The 17,981-nt window shown below is 69.9% G+C and carries 16 protein-coding genes; 9 read left to right on the top strand and 7 right to left on the bottom strand.

What is annotated here, in order from left to right; genetic code table 11:
- Positions 1-112 precede the first annotated feature (112 nt).
- A complete protein-coding gene (alaC, locus tag ACK42S_RS03190) occupies positions 113-1,321 on the top strand; it encodes an alanine transaminase (protein ID WP_409703209.1) in 1,209 nt (402 codons plus the stop codon).
- Entirely contained in the window at positions 1,318-2,412 is a 1,095-nt protein-coding gene (locus ACK42S_RS03185; protein ID WP_409703206.1) for a tetratricopeptide repeat protein, read from the top strand. Before alaC ends, ACK42S_RS03185 begins: the two co-directional genes overlap by 4 nt.
- Before the next feature lie 3 nt (positions 2,413-2,415).
- On the opposite strand, the gene ACK42S_RS03180 is transcribed toward ACK42S_RS03185, so the two are convergent.
- Positions 2,416-3,165: a UPF0149 family protein gene (locus ACK42S_RS03180; protein ID WP_409703203.1), complete on the bottom strand. Its 750-nt coding sequence runs from the start codon at positions 3,163-3,165 to the stop codon at positions 2,416-2,418.
- A gap of 98 nt (positions 3,166-3,263) precedes the next feature.
- Between ACK42S_RS03180 and ACK42S_RS03175 the strand changes: the two genes are divergently transcribed.
- Positions 3,264-3,911 (top strand): response regulator, encoded by a 648-nt coding sequence (locus ACK42S_RS03175; protein ID WP_409703200.1) that lies wholly within the window; start codon positions 3,264-3,266, stop codon positions 3,909-3,911.
- 3 nt (positions 3,912-3,914) lie between these two features.
- On the top strand, positions 3,915-5,828 hold the full coding sequence (locus ACK42S_RS03170) for a sensor histidine kinase (RefSeq protein WP_409703197.1): 1,914 nt from the start codon (positions 3,915-3,917) through the stop codon (positions 5,826-5,828).
- Between the two features lie 6 nt (positions 5,829-5,834).
- Here ACK42S_RS03170 and ACK42S_RS03165 read toward each other — a convergent pair whose 3' ends face one another.
- Positions 5,835-6,455, bottom strand: a complete 621-nt coding sequence (locus tag ACK42S_RS03165; protein WP_409703194.1) for a glutathione S-transferase family protein — start codon at positions 6,453-6,455, stop codon at positions 5,835-5,837.
- A gap of 133 nt (positions 6,456-6,588) precedes the next feature.
- Here ACK42S_RS03165 and ACK42S_RS03160 point away from each other — a divergent pair, with 133 nt between their 5' ends.
- The 3 genes from ACK42S_RS03160 (at position 6,589) to purB (ending at position 10,327) form a co-directional block, all read left to right on the top strand.
- On the top strand, positions 6,589-7,878 hold the full coding sequence (locus ACK42S_RS03160; RefSeq protein WP_409703191.1) for a YjgN family protein: 1,290 nt from the start codon (positions 6,589-6,591) through the stop codon (positions 7,876-7,878).
- Positions 7,865-8,890, top strand: a complete 1,026-nt coding sequence (locus ACK42S_RS03155) for a M48 family metallopeptidase (protein WP_409703189.1) — start codon at positions 7,865-7,867, stop codon at positions 8,888-8,890. The genes ACK42S_RS03160 and ACK42S_RS03155 overlap by 14 nt, the downstream gene beginning before the upstream one ends.
- Positions 8,891-8,959: 69 nt before the next feature.
- Positions 8,960-10,327: an adenylosuccinate lyase gene (purB, locus tag ACK42S_RS03150; protein WP_409703186.1), complete on the top strand. Its 1,368-nt coding sequence runs from the start codon at positions 8,960-8,962 to the stop codon at positions 10,325-10,327.
- A 12-nt stretch (positions 10,328-10,339) separates the two neighbouring features.
- Here the strand turns inward: purB and ACK42S_RS03145 are convergent, their stop codons facing one another.
- Both ACK42S_RS03145 and ACK42S_RS03140 read right to left on the bottom strand, forming a co-directional pair.
- On the bottom strand, positions 10,340-11,521 hold the full coding sequence (locus ACK42S_RS03145; protein WP_409703183.1) for a CynX/NimT family MFS transporter: 1,182 nt from the start codon (positions 11,519-11,521) through the stop codon (positions 10,340-10,342).
- Position 11,522: 1 nt separating this feature from the next.
- Positions 11,523-12,230 carry a FadR/GntR family transcriptional regulator gene (locus ACK42S_RS03140; RefSeq protein ID WP_409703180.1) on the bottom strand — a complete coding sequence of 236 codons (708 nt, stop codon included), beginning with the start codon at positions 12,228-12,230 and terminating at the stop codon, positions 11,523-11,525.
- A 200-nt stretch (positions 12,231-12,430) separates the two neighbouring features.
- Between ACK42S_RS03140 and ACK42S_RS03135 the strand changes: the two genes are divergently transcribed.
- Together ACK42S_RS03135 and pyrF are read left to right on the top strand one after the other, a co-directional pair.
- Positions 12,431-13,462: a TRAP transporter substrate-binding protein gene (locus ACK42S_RS03135; protein WP_409703177.1), complete on the top strand. Its 1,032-nt coding sequence runs from the start codon at positions 12,431-12,433 to the stop codon at positions 13,460-13,462.
- A 32-nt stretch (positions 13,463-13,494) separates the two neighbouring features.
- Positions 13,495-14,334: an orotidine-5'-phosphate decarboxylase gene (pyrF, locus tag ACK42S_RS03130; RefSeq protein WP_409703174.1), complete on the top strand. Its 840-nt coding sequence runs from the start codon at positions 13,495-13,497 to the stop codon at positions 14,332-14,334.
- A gap of 24 nt (positions 14,335-14,358) precedes the next feature.
- Here pyrF and ACK42S_RS03125 read toward each other — a convergent pair whose 3' ends face one another.
- The 3 genes from ACK42S_RS03125 to ACK42S_RS03115 form a co-directional block, all read right to left on the bottom strand.
- Entirely contained in the window at positions 14,359-15,222 is an 864-nt protein-coding gene (locus ACK42S_RS03125) for a putative Ig domain-containing protein (protein ID WP_409703171.1), read from the bottom strand.
- 275 nt (positions 15,223-15,497) lie between these two features.
- Complete coding sequence (locus ACK42S_RS03120; protein ID WP_409703167.1) at positions 15,498-17,807, bottom strand: molybdopterin cofactor-binding domain-containing protein; 2,310 nt, start codon at positions 17,805-17,807, stop codon at positions 15,498-15,500.
- Positions 17,804-17,981, bottom strand: a 178-nt coding sequence (locus ACK42S_RS03115) for a 2Fe-2S iron-sulfur cluster-binding protein (RefSeq protein WP_409703255.1), incomplete at its 5' end; no start/stop codon positions are given. The genes ACK42S_RS03115 and ACK42S_RS03120, both read right to left, overlap by 4 nt.

Genomic DNA, 17,981 nt, shown 5'->3' with positions numbered 1-17,981 from the left:
TGGTCCATTGCCCGGACATGTCCGCTGTGCTGATAGCATGCGAACAAGCCGCACGATCGGGTGCGGCCCACGTCGCTCGGACGGTTCCGGGCGCTCACGTTGAAAGGCCTCCATGACCCGCACTGCAGGTCAGCGCCGCTTTGCGCGCATCGACCGTCTCCCCCCCTACGTCTTCAACATCACGGCCGAGCTCAAACTCGCCGCCCGCCGCCGTGGTGAGGACATCATCGACATGAGCATGGGCAACCCCGATGGTGCGACGCCGGCGCACATCGTGGCCAAGCTCGCCGAGGTGGCCCAGCGGCCCGACACCCATGGCTACTCGGCCTCGCGGGGCATCCCGCGCCTGCGCCGCGCCATCGCGCATTGGTATCAAGGACGCTACGGCGTGGACATCGACCCCGAGCGTGAGGCCATCGTCACCATCGGCTCCAAAGAGGGCCTGGCCCACCTGATGCTGGCCGCGCTGGACCGCGGCGACACCGTGCTCGTGCCCGACCCGAGCTATCCCATCCACATCTATGGCGCGGTGATCGCAGGCGCCGACATCCGCTCGGTGCCGATGGTGCCCGGTGTGGACTTCTTCGCCGAACTGGAGCGTGCCATCCGCGGCAGCTACCCCAAGCCCAAGATGATGGTGCTGGGCTTCCCGAGCAACCCCACCGCACAATGCGTGGAACTCGACTTCTTCGAGCGCGTGATCGCGCTGGCCAAGAAGCACGAGATCCTCGTCGTGCACGACCTGGCCTATGCCGACATCGTCTTCGACGGCTGGAAGGCGCCTTCCATCATGCAGGTACCCGGCGCCAAGGATGTGGCGGTGGAGTTCTTCACGCTGAGCAAGAGCTACAACATGGCCGGCTGGCGTGTGGGCTTCATGGTGGGCAATGCCGACTTGGTGGCCGCGCTCGCGCGCATCAAGAGCTACCACGACTACGGCAGCTTCACGCCTGTGCAGGTGGCTGCCATCGCCGCGCTGGAAGGCGACCAGCAGTGCGTGAAGGACATCGCCGCGCAATACCAGCGCCGCCGCGACGTGCTGGTCAAGGGCCTGCACGAGGCCGGCTGGCCGGTCGAGACTCCCAAGGCCTCGATGTACATCTGGGCGCGCATCCCCGAGCGCTACCGCGAGCTCGGCTCGCTGGAGTTTTCCAAGCAGCTGCTGGCGCGTGCCAAGGTCTGTGTCTCGCCGGGCATCGGCTTCGGCGACCATGGCGACGACCATGTGCGCTTTGCCCTCATCGAAAACGAATCGCGCATCCGCCAGGCGGTCCGCGGCATCAAGGCCATGTTCAAGGCCGACGGAGTGATCCCCGCATGAGCGAGCCCTTTGAACGCGCCAAGGCGCTCTTCTTCGACTGCCTGGCCCACCTGGAGTCCGGCCGGCTGATCGAGGCCGAACAAGCCTTCAGCGAATCGCTCGCGCTGGTGCCGGGCCGAGCGTCCACGCTGAGCAACCTGGGCGTCGTGCGCCGCCGCCTGGGCCGACTCGACGGGGCTTTGGCCGCCTTCGACGAGCTCGTGCGCGTGCAACCCGAGCAGGCCGAGGCCTGGCTGTGCCGCGGCGAAGTGCTGCTGCAGCTCGATCGCCACGAGGAGGCCCTGGCCGATTACGACCGCTGCCTGGCTATCGACCCGAACCGTGCGCTGGCCTGGAGCCGGCGCGGCAGCCTCCTGCGCCTGGCCGGGCGCCTGGAGGAAGCCGCCGATGCTTTCAAGCGAGCCCTCACGCTTGGCGACGACTCCGAGACCACGCGCTACTTCCTCGCGTCGGTGGCTGAGCGCCAGGCCCCGCCGGCGGTGGCGCCGGCCGGCTATGTACAAAGCCTGTTCGATGATTACGCCGACGACTTCGACCACCACCTGGTCGACGTGCTGCACTACGACGTGCCGCAGCGCCTGCTCGGCCCTCTGGCCGGGCGGCGCTTTGCCCAGGCGCTGGACCTGGGCTGCGGCACCGGCCTGTGTGCGCCGCTGCTGGCCCCACTGGCCGCAGTGGTCGATGCGGTGGACCTGTCCGAGCGCATGGTGGCCAAGGCGCGCGAGCGCGGCCTGTATCGCGACGTGACCCAGGCCGACCTGGTGGCGCATCTGCAGACGACCGAGCGCCGCTACGACCTCGTGGCGGCGGCCGACGTGTTCATCTACATTGGCGATCTCGCCCCCGTGTTCGCCGGCGTGCGCCGTGTGATCGAGCCCGGGGGCGTGTTTGCCTTCTCTGCCGAGCAGGGGGATGAGGCGCGCGACTTCGTGCTGCGACCGAGCCTCACCTACGGCCATTCATCGAACTACCTGAAGCGGCTCGCCGCCGAGCACGGCTTCGAGGTGGCCGACCTGCAGCCGCACGCTCTACGCGAAGACCAGCGCCGGCCTGTGCCGGGTTGGCTGGTGTGGCTGCGGCAGACCGCTTGAGGGTCAGGCGCCGCCGCCCGGCGCCCCATGGCACTTCTTGTACTTCTTCCCGCTGCCGCAGGGGCAGGGGTCGTTGCGGCCGGGTTCGGGGGGCTTGCGCACGGTGGCCACCGGTTGGCGCGAGGCGCGTTCGCGCCAGAAGTCGCGCAGGTCGTAGACGGCCCATAGGGCATCGGCCAGGCGCTCGTCGGGGCTCATCGCCCGGGCCTCGGGTGGCATCTCGGCCTCGTCGCTGGCCAGGATCTCGAAGAGCTGCAGGCAGCCGTCGACGAACTCGTTGCCGGGGTCGTCGGCCGGCAGCAGCCAGTCGTCCTCGAAGGCGTCCACGCATTGCAGGAAGCCACCGGCCCAGACGGCCCCCAGGCGGGGCCAGCTCTCCGGGGCGCCGCGCTCGGCCTCGGGCGTGTGCTCGCGCACCGCCTCCCAGTCGGTCAGCAGCGGGCTCAGGGCCCGCTCGTCGTCCAGACGCTGCACCGGGGCCTCGATGGCGCGCAGCACCTCGGCGGCTCGGCGGCCGGCCAGCTCAAGAAACTCCTGGCGCTGGGCCTCGTCGGCAAAGGGCGGGGGCTCCCCCAGCAGCACGGGCAGTGCCTCGTCCAGGGTCATGCGCCGCGGCCCGCAGGCCAGGGCGGCGAGGAAGCCGTCGAGCTGCTCCAGGTCGGGCACGGCCTCGTTGCGCTCGGCCAGCGAGTTCAGCAGTTGTTCCAGCCGGTCGAGCTCGGCTTCGGTCAAAGGGGTGTGGGAGGGGGCCATGGGGCGATTGTCGCAGCCCAGCCCCCCAACCGCGGGGCTGCCGGGTGCGGACCTCGTTGATTACCATCGATCATCACTTCGTCGCTGCTGCTCCCTCTGTGCTCACCGTCTACCTGGTCGAGGACGACCCTTTGCTCGCACGCCATGTGCTTGACGCCCTCGCCCAGGCTGACGGGATCGAGTGCGTGGGCCATGCCGACTGCCTGGCCGTGGCGCGCGAGGAGCTGCCCCGGCGCTGCCCGCAGGTGCTGCTGTCCGATCTGGGCCTGCCCGACGGGGACGGCACCGACCTGATCCGCGAGCTCAGCCTGTTCTCGGGCCCGTGGCGGCCGCACATCCTGGTCTACTCTGTCTTCGGCGACGAGGCCAAGGTGATCCATGCGATCGAAGCGGGCGCCGACGGCTATTTCCTCAAGGGCTGTGCGGATCGCGATCTGATCCATGCGGTGCAGCGCGCCGCCGACGGCGAATCGCCGATCTCGCCGGCGATCGCCCGCTACCTGCTCAGGCGCTTTGGCCATGCCGAGTCCGGCCCCTCGGGCTTTGACGGTGCGGCACCGTCGGCCGAGGACCCGCAGCTCAGCCCGCCCGAGCATGCCGTGCTGCGGCTCGTCGCGCAGGGCTACCTGGCCGAGGAGGTGGGCGAGCGCCTCATGATGTCGGCCCACACGGTGGCCACCCATGTGCGCGCCGTCTACGCCAAGCTGCAGGTGGGCCATCGTGCTGCCCTGGGTCTGGCCGGTTGAACCATGAGGGCACGGCGGTGCCGTGGGGTCCGCGGCTGGCTGTGGCTGCTGGCCGGGTTGGCCCTGGTGGGGTTCGGGATGGCCGCCTCGGCGCAGGGTTCCGATGTCCACCGCCTGGTGCAGGCCGAGCTGACCGACCACACCCAGCCTGCGCAGCCGCCCCGCCGTGTGGCGCTGCCCGATGCCTGGGAACACACCGCCCCGCACCGCGACGGCCGGGCGAGCTACCGCCTGGCGCTGCCGGCGCAGGCGCTGGCCGGCGAGCAGCCCGCGATCTTCCTGCGGCGGGTGGGCAACGTCTTTCGGGTGCGCTTCAACGGCGAGCTGGTCCTGTCGGTGGGCGAGGAGCGGCGGCCCCTGCCCAACTATGGCCAGGAGCCCCACCTGCTGCGCCTGCCGCGCCACTTGGTGCGTGCCCAGGGCAACGAGCTGGTGATCGACGTGATCGGCGAGCCGCGCCGCGAAGCCGGGCTGTCGAGCGTCTGGGTGGGGCCGGCCCCGCGACTGGAGCCGATGTACGAGCAGGCGATGAACCTTCAGGTGCGCGGGGCCTGGGTGCTCACCAGCACCAGCGCGACGCTGGGGGCGCTGGCGCTGCTGGTGGCCTGGCGCACGCGCCAGATGGTCTATGGCTGGTTCGGCCTGGGCAATCTGATCTGGGCCTGGCGGGTCAGTGCCTTGCATGTGCACGACCCCGGCATCTGGGCAGGCTTGCTGCACTGGGTTTTCGAGCTGTCGTACTCGCTTTTCGTCGCCTGCATGGGCATGTTCCTGCTGACGTTGGTGCAGCGCGACGGTCCCGTGGCACGTCGGTGGATGGGCAGCTTCGTGGCCGTGGCGGTGGGCCTGTCGCTGGCCAACGCGGTCTTCAACCTGCCGGTGCTGCGCACGGTGCACCTGCTGCTGACCTTGCTGGTGACCGTGATCACGGCCGGCTTCCTGGCGCGCCTGGCCCTGGGCCAGCGCACCCCCACCGGCTGGCTGCTGCTGGCGGCGGCGGCCACCGGCGGTGTCTTCGGGTTGCGCGACTGGATCGTCTTTCGCGTCTGGCACGACTACGAGGCCTACACCTGGACGCGCTATGCCATCCTGGCGCTGATGCTCGTGATGGTGTGGCAGCTCGTCGAGGACTATGCCCGCAGCCTGGCCGCGCAGCGCGAGGCCACGCGGCGGCTGCGCAGCGCGCTCGAAGCCAAGGAGCGCGAGCTCGAGCGCATCTACCAGGAGCGCCGCGACTCCGACCGCCAGCAGGCCGTGATGGCCGAACGCGACCGCCTGCTGCGCGACATGCACGACGGCCTGGGCGGCCGCCTGGTCAGTGCGATCGCGCTGGCCCGGCAGATGCCGCCGGGCGACGGCGACGCCGGTGCGGTGCAGGAATTGCGCATGGCCCTGGACGACTGTCTGACCGAGCTGCGCATCACGCTCGATTCCCTGGAGGCCGAGCAGCACAGCCTGGGCGAGTCGCTGGCCGAGATGCGGTTTCGGCTCGAACCCTCGCTGCGCGCGGCCGGTATCCGGCTGGTGTGGGACGTGCACGACGATGCGCTGGATGCGCGGCTGCCGGCCGGCCACACGCTGCAGATCCTGCGCATCGTGCGCGAGGCCTTCACGAACATCATCAAGCATGCCCAGGCCACGGTGGTGTGGCTCACGCTGGCGCGCGAGGGGCAGCGGCTGCGCATCACCGTGCTCGACAACGGCCTGCGCCAGCGCGCCGCTGCCGGCCAGACCCCGGCGCTGAGCCTGCAAGGCGGCAAGCGCGGCATGGCCAACATGCAGCGCCGCGCTGCGCTGTTGGGCGGCCAGGTGGAGGTGGGCCCGCACCCCGAGGGCTGGCAGGTGGATCTGCGCTTTCCGGTGCCTGCCCCGAGCGAGGCGCCACCAGACTCCGCCCTCGGCGGTGCCGTCGTATGACGACGCTCAGGCCTTCGGCGGGGCGGTGTCGATGAAGCTCTGGCGCTGGGCCAGCTTCTCGTACAGACGGGCGAGGTTGGGATAGGGTTCGCGCCAGTCGATCTGAGGGAAGCGGAAGTCGAGGTAGCCCAGCGCCACGCCCACCGCGATGTCGGCCAGCGTGAAGTGGATGCCGGTGCACCAGACTTTCTCGCCCAGGCCCAGGCTCATGGCCTTCAGGGCGGCGTGCACCTTGGCCAAGTGGCGGTCGATCCAGGCGGGGCTGCGCTGAGCCTCGGTGCGGCCGGGCCAGGTCTGTTCCAGCCGCACGGCGATGCTGGCGTCGAGCAGGCCATCGCCCAGGGCCTCCCAGGTGCGCACTTCGACCCGCTCGCGGCCCGAGGCCGGAATCAGCCGGCCCACCGGCGAGAGCGTGTCCAGGTACTCCACGATGACGCGCGAATCGAAGACCGCTTCGCCGCCTTCCATCACGAGGCAGGGCACCTTGCCCAGCGGGTTGGAGGCCGTGATCCGGGTCTCGGCCGACCAGACATCTTCCAGTTCCAGGCGATAGTCGAGTTTCTTCTCGGCCATCACGATGCGCACCTTGCGCACATAGGGGCTGGTCAGCGATCCGATGAGTTTCATGGGGGTTCCAGGTCAGACGAGCACTGCGAGCGATTCTAGCGAGCGCGCCTTCGCGGCATGGTGCTACAGTTCCCCCCAAACAGGGAGGCGCCTGGCGGACCGCAAGGCCATCGGCGCGCCAGGAGGAACGACCATGGACAACGCCTTTTCGTCGGCGGCCCGCGGGGCGCCCGTGCCCTCGGAGGCCCGCATCGACAGCCGCGGCCTGCACGGCGTCGTCAGCTCGATCGGCGGCCCGGGCCCGGCCAACAGCGCCTTCTCGCGCTTGCTGCGTCCCGACCAGGCCCATCACATCCCCCTGGAATTCACCGGCTCGGGCAGCGAGTACTTCCGCCTCTGGATCGTCAACCTGTTGCTCACGCTGGTCACCCTGGGGATCTACTACCCCTGGGCCAAGGTGCGGCGGCTGCGCTACTTTTATGGCAACACCCTGGTGGCCGGCCATGCGCTGGACTTCCATGGCGAGCCCAGGAAGATGCTGCGCGGCTCGGCGCTGGCAGGCCTGCTTTTCATCGTGTATTCCCAGGCGCTGGAGGTCTCGCTGCTGGCTGGGCTGATCGGCGCGGTGCTGGTGGGCGCGCTGTGGCCGCTGCTGCTGCGCGCGGCCCTGCAGTTTCGCACCGCCCACACCAGTTGGCGCGGCTTGCGTTTCGGCTTTGCCGGCAGCACGGCTGAAGCCTACCAAGCACTGGCCGTGCCCTTGGCGCTGTCGCTCGTGCCGTTGGCGCTGATGGCCTATGCGGATGCCGTGCGCAGCGGGCCCGAGGCCGCGTCCGCGGCCTCTGTTGGGCCGCTGGTGCTGGGCGGCGTGTTCGCCGTCTTCCTGGTCACCCTGCCGTATTTCCACTGGCGTCTGAAGAAGTACCAGCACAACCACTACCGGCTCGGGCAGCTCCAGTCCGAGCTGCGCGTGGGGCCGGGGCCGGTCTATGGCGTGTACCTGCGCACCCTGGGGCTGGCTTTGCTGCCGGCGCTGCTGGCCGGCCTGGTCGTGGGCTTGTTGTTCGGCGGCCTGCCAGGCACCGGCCGCGGGGCACCGGTGCTCTTTCTGCTGCTGATGTTCCTGGGCGTGCTCTTCGTGGTGGGGGGACTGTACTTCTACATTGTGGTGCTGCCCTACTTCACGGTGCGCATGCAGAACCTCGTGTGGACCAAGACCGGCAACCGCTACCTGCGCCTGCGCAGCGAGCTCCAGGTCGGGCGCTACCTGGCCTTGCAGTTCAAGAACTACTTGCTGATCCTGCTGACGCTGGGCCTGTACTGGCCCTGGGCGGCGGTGGCCAACCAGCGCATGCGGCTGCAGGCGGTCACGCTGGTCAGCCGGGTCGACCTCGACGAGCTCGTGATGGCCATCCGCCCGAAGGCCGGCGATGCCGCCGCCGAGATGGGCGACGAGTTGATGGGCCTCGATGTCGGCCTCTGAGGTCCGCGGCGACTACTTCGACGGCCGCACGAGCCGGCCCGTCCCGGCCCGTGCGACGCTGGAGCCGCAGGGCCTGCGCCTACAGGGCGAGACCCTGGACCGCGTGGTGCCGCTGGCGCAGGTGCAGTGGCCCGAGCGCACGCGCCATGGCCGGCGCATCGTCCACCTGGCCGACGGCGCCAGTTTCCACGCCGATGACGCTGCGGCCTTCGATGCCTGGCGTGCGGCCGCCGGGCACCGAGGCTCGTGGATCGAGCGCGCCCAGCAGAGCTGGCGCGGTGTGCTGGGGGCCGTGGTCCTGCTGGCGGTGCTGGCCGGCGTGCTCTACCAATGGGGCCTGCCGGCCGTCGCCCGTGGTGTGCTGAGCTTCGTGCCGGCCTCGGTCGATCAGCGCCTGGGCGAATCGGCGCTGCACACCCTGGGGGGCCAGATCCTGCTGCCCAGCACCCTGCCCCCGGCCCAGCAAGAGCACCTCAAGCGCTCCTTCGACCGGGCTGTGGCGGCGGCCTATCCCCCCGGCCAGGCCCCGGCTTACCGCGTGTACTTCCACCGCAGCCGCATCGGCCCCAATGCCTTTGCCCTGCCCGGCGGCCTCATCGTGATGACCGATGAGCTGGTGACGCTGGTCGATGGCGATGTCGAGGTGGTGGTGGGCGTGCTGGCCCATGAACTGGGCCATGTCGAGCACCGCCACGGCATGCGCCTGGTGGTGCAGACTGGTGTGCTTGCGGTGATCACCAGCCTGGCCTTTGGCGATTTCAGCGGCTGGCTGGCCACCGCCCCGGTGGTCCTGGGTCAGGCCGCCTACTCGCGTGCGGCCGAGCGCGAGGCCGACCAGGCCAGCATCCGCATCCTCAAAGCGGCGGGCCTATCGCCGCTGGCGATGGTGCGCTTCTTCGAGAAGATCGGGGAACAGGAAGGCGGCCGAGACCGCTCGTTGCTGGGCATCGCCTTTGCCAGCCACCCGGCCGATGCCGAGCGCATCGCCGTCTTTCGCGACGCGGCGCGCTGAGACGCCTGGCTGCGGCCAAGTGCCTAAAATCATGGGTTTTCCCTGACCCGCTCTTGCGGCCTGCCTGCCATGGACCTCTCCACCCTGACCGCCTTGTCGCCGCTCGACGGCCGCTATGCCGCCAAGGTGGCCGCGCTGCGGCCGCTGCTGAGCGAGTTCGGCCTGATGCACCGCCGTGTGCAGGTCGAGGTCGAGTGGTTCATCGCCTTGTCCGATGCCGGCTTTGCCGAATTCAAGCCGCTGAGCGACGGCGCCCGCGCCTACTTGCGTTCGTTGGTGAGCGGCTTTTCGCTGGTCGATGCTCAGGCCATCAAGGACATCGAGAAGACCACCAACCACGACGTGAAGGCGGTCGAGTACTGGATCAAATCGCGCTTCGACGGCCAGCCCGAGCTGCAGGCCGCCAGCGAGTTCGTGCATTTCGCCTGCACCAGCGAAGACATCAACAACACCAGCCATGCGCTGATGCTCAAGGCCGCGCGCGAGCAGGTGCTGCTGCCGGCGCTCGATGGCGTGATCGCCAGCCTGCGCGCCCTGGCCCACGGGCTGGCCGACGTGCCCATGCTCAGCCGCACCCACGGCCAAACCGCCAGCCCCACCACGGTGGGCAAGGAGGTGGCCAACGTGGTGGCCCGCCTGGCGGCTGCGCGCGAGCGCATCGCGCAAGTGAAGCTGCTGGCCAAGATGAACGGTGCGGTGGGCAACTACAACGCCCACCTCGCGGCCTACCCCGAACACGACTGGGAGGCCTTCAGCCGCCGCGTGGTCGAGCAGCAACTGGGCCTCGTCTTCAACCCCTACACCATCCAGATCGAGCCGCACGACTACATGGCGGAGTTGTTCGACGCGGTCACGCGGGCCAACACCATCCTGATCGACTGGTCGCGCGATGTGTGGGGCTACATCAGCCTGGGCTACTTCAAGCAAAAGACCCAAGCGGGCGAGATCGGCTCGTCGACGATGCCGCACAAGGTCAACCCCATCGACTTCGAGAACGCCGAGGGCAACTTCGGCCTGGCCAGCGCGGTGCTCACTCACCTGAGTCAGAAGCTGCCGATCAGTCGCTGGCAGCGCGACCTCACCGATTCGACCGTGCTGCGCAACATGGGGGTGGCGCTGGGCTATGCAGTGCTGGGCTACGACTCGCTCGCGCGCGGCCTGGGCAAGCTGGAGGTGAACCGCGAGGCGCTCGCCGCCGATCTGGACGCTGCCTGGGAGGTGCTGGCCGAGCCCATCCAGACGGTGATGCGCCGCTACGCCTTGCCCAACCCCTACGAGCGCCTGAAGGAGCTCACCCGCGGCAAGGCCATCACGCGCGAGGCCCTTCAGCAGTTCATCCAGGGGCTGGAGCTGCCGCAGGCTGAGAAGGACCGGCTGCTGGCGATGACGCCGGCGGGCTACACCGGCCTGGCCGAGGTGCTGGCGCGACGCATCTGAGCGCCGGGGCGTTCAGCGCGCCTCGATGAGGCGATTCTGGGCAGCGAACCACCCGGCCGCAGCCGCCCCCAGCGTGACCGCCGTGAACAGCGGCCCGGCGGCCGACCAGTCGCCCAGCAGGTCGTGGCTCAGGCCCAGAGCCAGCGGGCCCAGCGAGGCCAGGGTGTAGCCCACGCCCTGCGACATGCCCGACAGCCGTGCCGCGGTGGGCGCATCGGGCGAGCGCAGCACGATGAGCAGCAGCGCCACACTGAACTGCCCGCCCTGCCCCAGACCCTGCAGCACGGCCCACAGCCACAGGCCCTGCAGCGGCCCGGCCACACAGCCCAGCCAGCCCACCAGCGCCAGGCCCAGCATCAGCAGCAGGGTCGGCCGCTGGTCGCGCCCCAGCCGCATCGCGATCCAGGGGCCGGTGAAGGCGGTGACGAGCTGCACCAGCACCGACACCGACACCACCAGGCCCGCCTGCAGCGGCGCCACGCCGCGATCGATCAGGATGGGCGGCAGCCAGCCGAACACGCAGTAGGCCAGGGCCGACTGCAGGCCCATGTAGAGCGTCACGGCCCAGGCCAGGCGGTCGCGCCACAGCGGCGCACCCGGCGGCATCGGCGCGGCGCCGGCCTGGGGGCGCACCTGGGGCCACCACAGCGCCGCCGCGGCCACGGCGAGCACGGCCCAGGCGGCCAGAGCGCCCCGCCAGCTTCCGTCCAGCGCGTCCATCAGCGGCACCGTGGCGCCGGCGGCCATCGCGGCGCCCAGGCACAGCGCCATGGTGTAGACGCCCATCATCGTGCCGATGTGCCGGGGAAAGTCGCGCTTGATCAGGCTGGGCAGCAGCACGCCGATCACGCCGATCGAGGCGCCGGCCAGCAAGGCCCCGAGGAACAGCCCGGTGACGCCCAGCACCGCCCGCAAGGCCGTGCCCGCGGCCAGCACCAGCAGCACGACGAAGACGGTGCGCTCCGACCCCAGGCGGGCGGCCAGGCGCGGTGCCAGCGGCGCGAACAGGCCCAGGCACAGCACCGGCAGCGTGGTCAGCAGGCCGGCCGCGGTGGCCGACAGGCCCAGGCTCGCCTGGATCCAGGCGAGCACCGGCGAGACAATGGACAGTGCCGGGTGCAGGTTGAGGCTGACGAGGAAGAGGCCAGCGATCAAGAGGCCCACGCAGCGGGCGGGACGGGGGGCAGCGGTCAACTCAGGCTTCCGGGGACGCAGGCGGCGGGGGCAGGGGGTCGAGAGCGTCGAGGATGGGTTGGAGCAGCTCGCGGGCGGCGCGGGCCGCGCCTTCGGGGTCGCGGCGGGCGATGGCCTCGGCCACGGCCGCGTGCGCCGCGTAGTCCGGCTCGGGCAGGTCGGGGCGGGCCATCATGCCCTTGAGCGTGGCCCGCACGGCGCGCGCGAAGAAACCATAGAGCTTGCCCAGCGCCGGGTTGTGCGCGGCATCGACGACGGCGCGGTGGAAGGCCAGGTCGTGCTCGATGAAGACGTCCTTGCGCCGCTTGTCCGGCCGCTCGCCGCGCAGCGCCAGGGCGGCGAAGATGCGCTCCTGGTCCTCCGGCGTGCGGCGCTGGGCGGCCAGCCGGGCGGCCTCCACCTCCAGCATCGCGCGCACCTCCAGGTGCTCGCGCAGCGAGGCGCCGCTCAGGCCCTGGGCCATGTCGGTGGTGTCGAGCGCCGAGCGCACATAGGTGCCGTCGCCCTGGCGCACTTCCAGCACCCCGCTGAAGGCCAGCACGCGCACGGCCTCGCGCACCGTGTTGCGGCTCATGCCCAGCTCGGCGGCCAGTTCGGGTTCGATGGGGATGCGCTCGCCCACACGCCACACGCCGCGTTCCAGCCGCTGGCGCATCGCGTCAACGGCGACGTCCACGAGGGAGCGTCGAGGAGGGGTGGGCGTGTCCATGGGCGGCTTCAGTCATTCATCGGATGATTGTAGGACGCGATGCGCCCGGGCGCCGGCCTGGCAGCGCAAAGCAGTCCCACCCGGGCGGCGTGCAATGACGCCATTCGCACCGATCTGCGCGGGTCTCCCGGTTTGTCCCAGTGTGGCGGCAGCGCGGCGCGCCTACGATGCGCTTGACGCGTCCGATAGGAGACATTCTCATGAAAACCTGGATCCAACGCGGCCTCGTGGCCGCTGCCGCCACCCTGGCGCTGTCGGCCGGGGCGCAGGAGGTCACGCTCAAGTTCCACCACATCTGGAACACGCAGGCCATGGCCTCGCAGCGTGTCATCACGCCCTGGTGCGACAAGGTCGCGGCCGAGTCGAACAACCGCCTGAAGTGCCAGATCTTCCCCGCCATGTCGCTGGGCGGCACCCCGCCCCAGCTCGTGGACCAGGTGCGCGACGGCGTCACCGATCTCACCATCACCTTGCCGGGCTATACCGCCGGGCGCTTCCCGATGATGGAGGTGTTCGAGCTGCCCTTCATGACGCGCTCGGCCGAATCCGGCGCGCAGGCTGCCTGGGACTATCTGCAAAAGCATGCGCTGAAGGAATTCCCCGGCACCAAAATCCTCGCCGTGTGGGTGCATGACCAGGGCTATGTGCACACGCGCGATCGGCCCGTGCGCACGCTGGCCGACTTCAAGGGCCTGAAGATGCGCGCGCCCACGCGCCAGACCAACAAGCTCTTGACCAAGCTCGGCGCCTCGCCGGTGGGCATGCCGCTGCCGGCCATTCCCGAGGCGGTGAACAAGGGCGTGATCGACGGCTTCCTGCTGCCCTGGGAGGTAATGCCCTCGCTGCGCCTGCAGGAGATGGTGAAGTTCCATGCCGAGACCGATCCGGCCAAGCCTGCGCTGTACTCGGCCGTGTTCATCTTCGGCATGAACCAGGCGAAGTACGACAGCCTGAGCGCCGACCTGAAGGCGGTGATCGACCGCAACAGCGGCATGGCGCTGTCCAGGCAGATCGGCCAGATCTGGGACGACAGCAAGGCGGCGGGCCGCAAGGCCGCGGTGGACCGGGGCAACACCTTCTACATGGTGCCGGCCAGCGAGCTGGAGAACTGGATCGCGGCCTCGGCCTCGCTCTATGACGAATGGGTGGCCGACATGGACAAGCGTGGGGGCAGCGGCAAGGCACTGCTGCAAGACGCGCGCGACCTGCTGGCCAAGTACGGCGGCAAGTAGGGCCTACAGGAGGGCCCTTCTACAATCGGGGCATGCCTTTCATCGACCAGCTCCACGCCGCCGAACGCCTCAATGACTCGCTGATGTGCGTGGGGCTGGACCCCGATCCGGCCAAGTTCCCGCCGCCCTGGCGCGGCGATGCCTCGCGCATCTTCGACTTCTGCGCGGCCATCGTCGAGGCCACACGCGACCTGGTCATCGCCTACAAGCCGCAGATCGCCTACTTCGCCGCCCACCGCGCCGAAGACCAGCTCGAGCGGCTGATGGCCCATATCCGCACGACAGCGCCTCAGGTGCCGGTGATCCTCGACGCCAAGCGCGGCGACATCGGCGCCACCGCCGAGCAGTACGCCCGTGAGGCCTTCGAGCGCTACGGGGCCGATGCCGTCACGCTCTCGCCCTTCATGGGCTTCGATTCCATCGAACCCTACCTGCGCTACCCGCACAAGGGCGCGATCCTGCTGTGCCGCACCTCCAACCCCGGCGGCTCGGACCTGCAGAACCAGCGCCTGGCCGAGGTGGACGGGCAACCTCGCCTGTACGAGCACCTGGCTCGCCTGGCCCAGGGCCCCTGGAACACCACCGGCCAGCTCGGCCTGGTGGTGGGCGCCACCTTCCCCGCCGAAATCGCCCGCGTGCGTGAGCTGGCCCCCACCGTGCCGCTGCTGATCCCCGGCGTGGGCGCCCAGGGCGGGGACGCCACCGCTACCGTGAAGGCCGGCTACCGCGAGCAAGCCGGCCGTATCACCGGCCTGGTGGTGGTCAACGTGGGCCGCAGCGTGCTCTATGCGAGCAGCGGCCCCGACTTCGCCGCGGCCGCGCGGCGCGCAGCAATGGCCACGCGCGACGAACTCAACGCGGCGCGGCGCTGAGCCGGGCTGCGGCGAAAGCGGAGTTCAGTTGGAGGCCTGGACTTGGATGTAGACGGAACGCGCAAGCGTGTACGTAAGCCCCGCCCGGGTGACAGAGACATTGATGCCGATGCGCCCTTCCCAAGGAACCGCGGCAATGCCCGATACGACGCCAGTGTGAGGATCCAGCGCCAAGCCTTGCGGCACCACCGCACTGCCCTCTCCGTTGTCGGCCACAGAAAAAGCCAAGGTTGCCTCTTCCGGAATGCCAAACAGGTCTGGAGTGACGGTGATACTCCCGCCGACTTGCAGCGGTGCGGGATAGGGATAGCTCACGTGGTAGGGCGGGGCAGCAACCAAAGGGGTGTAGACGTCCGACAGGAAGAAGCGCGTTCGTCCTTCGCGCGTGATTGTGGCTGCGACCCGGAAGTACCCTGCGCTGTCGGCGACGACCGGACGGCCGCTGATGGTGCCTGTTTGAGTGTCGAACACCAAACCTTCAGGCAGGGTTCCCTCCAGGCTAAATGCGTAGGTATCGCCCTCTCTCGGGATGGAGGTGCCGTTGCCGAACTGGGGCAAATAGCTCACCGGCTCTCCCCACGCCATGGGGGTCTGTAGTTCATCGATCTGTGGATAGCGAAGCTGAGGCTCCAACGAGCTCAGCCGGAGGTCTGTATCGACATGTCCTGAATAGCCCTCGACCGTGAGTCGGACCGTGGCCTCGAACACACCGGTGTCAGAGGTGGTACCTGAGATCGTGCAATTCCGGTTGACCACCAGGCCAGGGGGCAGCGCGCCGCCGACCAAGCGGCACTGGGGCGTGTTGCCCTCTAGGCCAGTGATGAGGGGTGTCATGGCTACCTCATGCCAGACGACGATGGGGGTGCCTGAGTCGTAGCTGAAATCCACCGACAGATCCTCATTGTCACCGCCACCGCCACCGCCACCGCCGCCGCAAGCGGCTATCAGGCCTGCTGCAAGAAGCCCGACGCCTCTACCGGCGACTCGTCGCCATGATCCCACGCTCTTCATGTGTTTCCCTCAAGGTCCGCTGTGTTTTTGGCGCGAGGAGCATAGACGCAAGGGGTTGGATGTCGATCCCCACAAAGGGGGTGTCGGAGATGTTCTCTTCTGTTCTCTTCTTTTCTCAACCGACGGGCTGCAGCCGGATGCAAAGGACGGGCTCAGACCGCGGGGAGTCCCAGCAACGGCAGCCGCCGCACCCGCTCGCCCGTCAGCACAAACAAGGCATTGACCAAGGCCGGCGCAGCCGGTGGCGTGGCGGGCTCGCCCACGCCGCCGGGCGGCAGGGTGCTGGGCACGATGTGGGTTTCGATCACGGGGGTCTCGGCCAGCGTGAGCAGGCGGGCGGTGTCGAAGTTCTTCTGCACCACCTCGCCCTGGCGGATGTCCACCCGCCCGTAGAGCGCAGCGCTCAGCCCGAAGATCACGCCCCCTTCCATCTGCTGGGCCACGATGCCGGGGTGCACCACCGTGCCGCAGTCGATCGCGCACACGACGCGGTGCACGCGCGGGCGACCGTTGTGCAGCGACACCTCCATCACCTCGGCGACGATGGAGCCGAAGCTTTCGTGCAGGGCCACGCCGCGGGCGCGGCCGGGGGGCAGCGGCCGGCCCCATTGGGCCTGGTCGGCAGCAAGCTGGAGCACGGCGGCAAAACGCGGGTGCCTGTCCAGCAGGCTCAGGCGGAAGGCCACCGGGTCCTGGCCGGCTTCGTGGGCCAGTTCGTCGATGAAGCACTCGGTGAAGAAGGCATGGTGGGAATGGCCCACCGAGCGCCAGTAGCCGATGGGCACGCCGCTGCGTGTGGCCTGTTGCGCGATGCGCTGGTGAGGCACGTCGTAGGGCAGGTCGAAGAAGCCCTCGGCGGCCGTCTTGTCGGGTGCGTCGAAGCGCGTGGCCCAGGCCGGGCGGTTGCGTGCGATCCAACGCGGCGTGATGGCGTCGCCGGCCACGGTCATGCGCAGGGCCTGGGGGCGGCCGCGCGCGTCCAGCGCGGCACGCATCACGGCCACGCCGGCGGGGCGGTAGAAGTCGTGGGTGAAGTCTTCCTCGCGCGGCCACACCAGTTGCACCGGGCGACCGCCGGTTTCCATGGCGACGCGCACGGCCTGGGCCACGTAGTCCACGTCCAGGCGACGGCCGAAGCCGCCGCCCAGCAGCGTGACGTGCAGCTCGACAGCCTGCACGTCCACGCCGGCCACGCGCGCGGCCACCTCGCGGGCGAAGGTGGGCGCCTGGGTGGGGGCCCACACGGTGACGCGGCCGTCGCGCACCTGGGCCGTGCAGTTCATCGGCTCCATCGTTGCGTGGGCCAGGTAGGGGGCGTGGTAGACCGCCTCGTGATGGCGCGCCGCCGCCGCTTCGGCCGCGTCCACATCGCCGCGGCGATGGAAGGGCAGGCCGGCCGCGGCCTGCTGCGCCTGGCGGGCGGCCTGTTCCAGGGCCTGGTCGATGCGCTCGGTGTCGAGCAGGCCCAGGGCCGGGTCGTGGGGCGGGGGGCGCCACACCACGTCCATCGTGCGCGCGGCCTGCATCGCATGCCAGGTGCTGCGCGCCACCACGGCCACGCCCGAGGTGGCCCCGGCCGTGCGGCCCAGGCGCACCACGCGCTCCACGCCGGGGCGGCGCAACGTGGCATCGACATCCACCCGGGCCGGGCTGCCGCCGATCATCGGACAGTGGCGCACCACGGCGTAGAGCAGGCCCTCGGGCTTGACGTCCATGCCAAAGACCGCCGAGCCGTTCACCTTGGCGGGCACGTCGGTGCGCAGGGGTTGCCGGCCGATCAGTTGCCAGGCTTCTCGCGGTTTGACGCGGATGTTGCGTGCACTGACGGTGAGTGCCGCAGCCTGCCGCGCGAACTCGCCGAAGTGCCCGCGCATCCCCGACTCGTGCTCGATGACCCCGCCCACGATGCGCAGCTCGTCCACCGGCAGCCGCCATTGCAGCGCGGCGGCCCCCAGCAGCTCGGCACGCGCCGTGGCCGCGGCCAGTGGCAGCACTTCCCAGGCGTCGGCGATGCTGGACGACCCGCCGGTCACGTTGATGCCCAGCTCGCGCGCCAGCTTGGCCACGAACCAGCGGCCGGCGCGCACCGTGTGTGTCTCATGGCCGGGTTCGCGGTCGTCGGGGTGGAAAGGCAGGGCACCCAGGAACATCGCGACGTTGCCATACAGCGATTCGGGCCCGGCCTGTTCGAGCCGGATGCGCTCCAGGCCGATATCGAGCTGCTCGGCCACCAGCATCGGCAAGGCGGTGTGCACGCCCTGGCCCATCTCGCTGCGGTTCATCGCCAGCACGACCTGACCGTCGGCCGCGATCTTGAGCCAGCCGTTGAGCCGGACCTCGCGGTCGTTCGACGTCAGGGAGCCGCGGCGCCCGATGCGGTCGCGCACCGGCCAGGCCCCCCAGCCCACCACCAGCGCGCCACCGGCCGCCGCGGCACTGAGCAGGAAGTGCCGGCGCTTCATGCGGACTTGAGCTTCAACGGCGGGCGCACAGGCCGCGCCGGCCGCATCTGCACCGCGGCCGTGCGGATGGCCTCGCGCACGCGCGGATAGGTGCCGCAGCGGCACAGGTTGGTGATCGCCGCATCGATCTGCGCATCGGTGGGCTCGGGCGTGCTCTCCAGCAGGGCCGCCGCG

The sequence above is a fragment of the Caldimonas sp. genome (assembly GCF_046289365.1).
In the GTDB taxonomy this organism is placed as follows: Bacteria; Pseudomonadota; Gammaproteobacteria; order Burkholderiales; family Burkholderiaceae_C; genus Caldimonas.
The sequence above is the reverse complement of the archived record's forward strand: the minus strand, read 5'-3'. Positions and strand labels throughout refer to the sequence as shown.

What these genes read in the sequence shown, in the direction of transcription:
- alaC (WP_409703209.1), top strand. Translation starts at nt 113, where the DNA reads ATGACCCGCACTGCAGGTCAGCGCCGCTTTGCGCGCATCGACCGTCTC.
- ACK42S_RS03185 (WP_409703206.1), top strand. Translation starts at nt 1,318, where the DNA reads ATGAGCGAGCCCTTTGAACGCGCCAAGGCGCTCTTCTTCGACTGCCTG.
- ACK42S_RS03180 (WP_409703203.1), bottom strand. Translation starts at nt 3,165, where the DNA reads ATGGCCCCCTCCCACACCCCTTTGACCGAAGCCGAGCTCGACCGGCTG.
- ACK42S_RS03170 (WP_409703197.1), top strand. Translation starts at nt 3,915, where the DNA reads ATGAGGGCACGGCGGTGCCGTGGGGTCCGCGGCTGGCTGTGGCTGCTG.
- ACK42S_RS03165 (WP_409703194.1), bottom strand. Translation starts at nt 6,455, where the DNA reads ATGAAACTCATCGGATCGCTGACCAGCCCCTATGTGCGCAAGGTGCGC.
- ACK42S_RS03160 (WP_409703191.1), top strand. Translation starts at nt 6,589, where the DNA reads ATGGACAACGCCTTTTCGTCGGCGGCCCGCGGGGCGCCCGTGCCCTCG.
- ACK42S_RS03155 (WP_409703189.1), top strand. Translation starts at nt 7,865, where the DNA reads ATGTCGGCCTCTGAGGTCCGCGGCGACTACTTCGACGGCCGCACGAGC.
- purB (WP_409703186.1), top strand. Translation starts at nt 8,960, where the DNA reads ATGGACCTCTCCACCCTGACCGCCTTGTCGCCGCTCGACGGCCGCTAT.
- ACK42S_RS03140 (WP_409703180.1), bottom strand. Translation starts at nt 12,230, where the DNA reads ATGGACACGCCCACCCCTCCTCGACGCTCCCTCGTGGACGTCGCCGTT.
- ACK42S_RS03135 (WP_409703177.1), top strand. Translation starts at nt 12,431, where the DNA reads ATGAAAACCTGGATCCAACGCGGCCTCGTGGCCGCTGCCGCCACCCTG.
- pyrF (WP_409703174.1), top strand. Translation starts at nt 13,495, where the DNA reads ATGCCTTTCATCGACCAGCTCCACGCCGCCGAACGCCTCAATGACTCG.
- ACK42S_RS03120 (WP_409703167.1), bottom strand. Translation starts at nt 17,807, where the DNA reads ATGAAGCGCCGGCACTTCCTGCTCAGTGCCGCGGCGGCCGGTGGCGCG.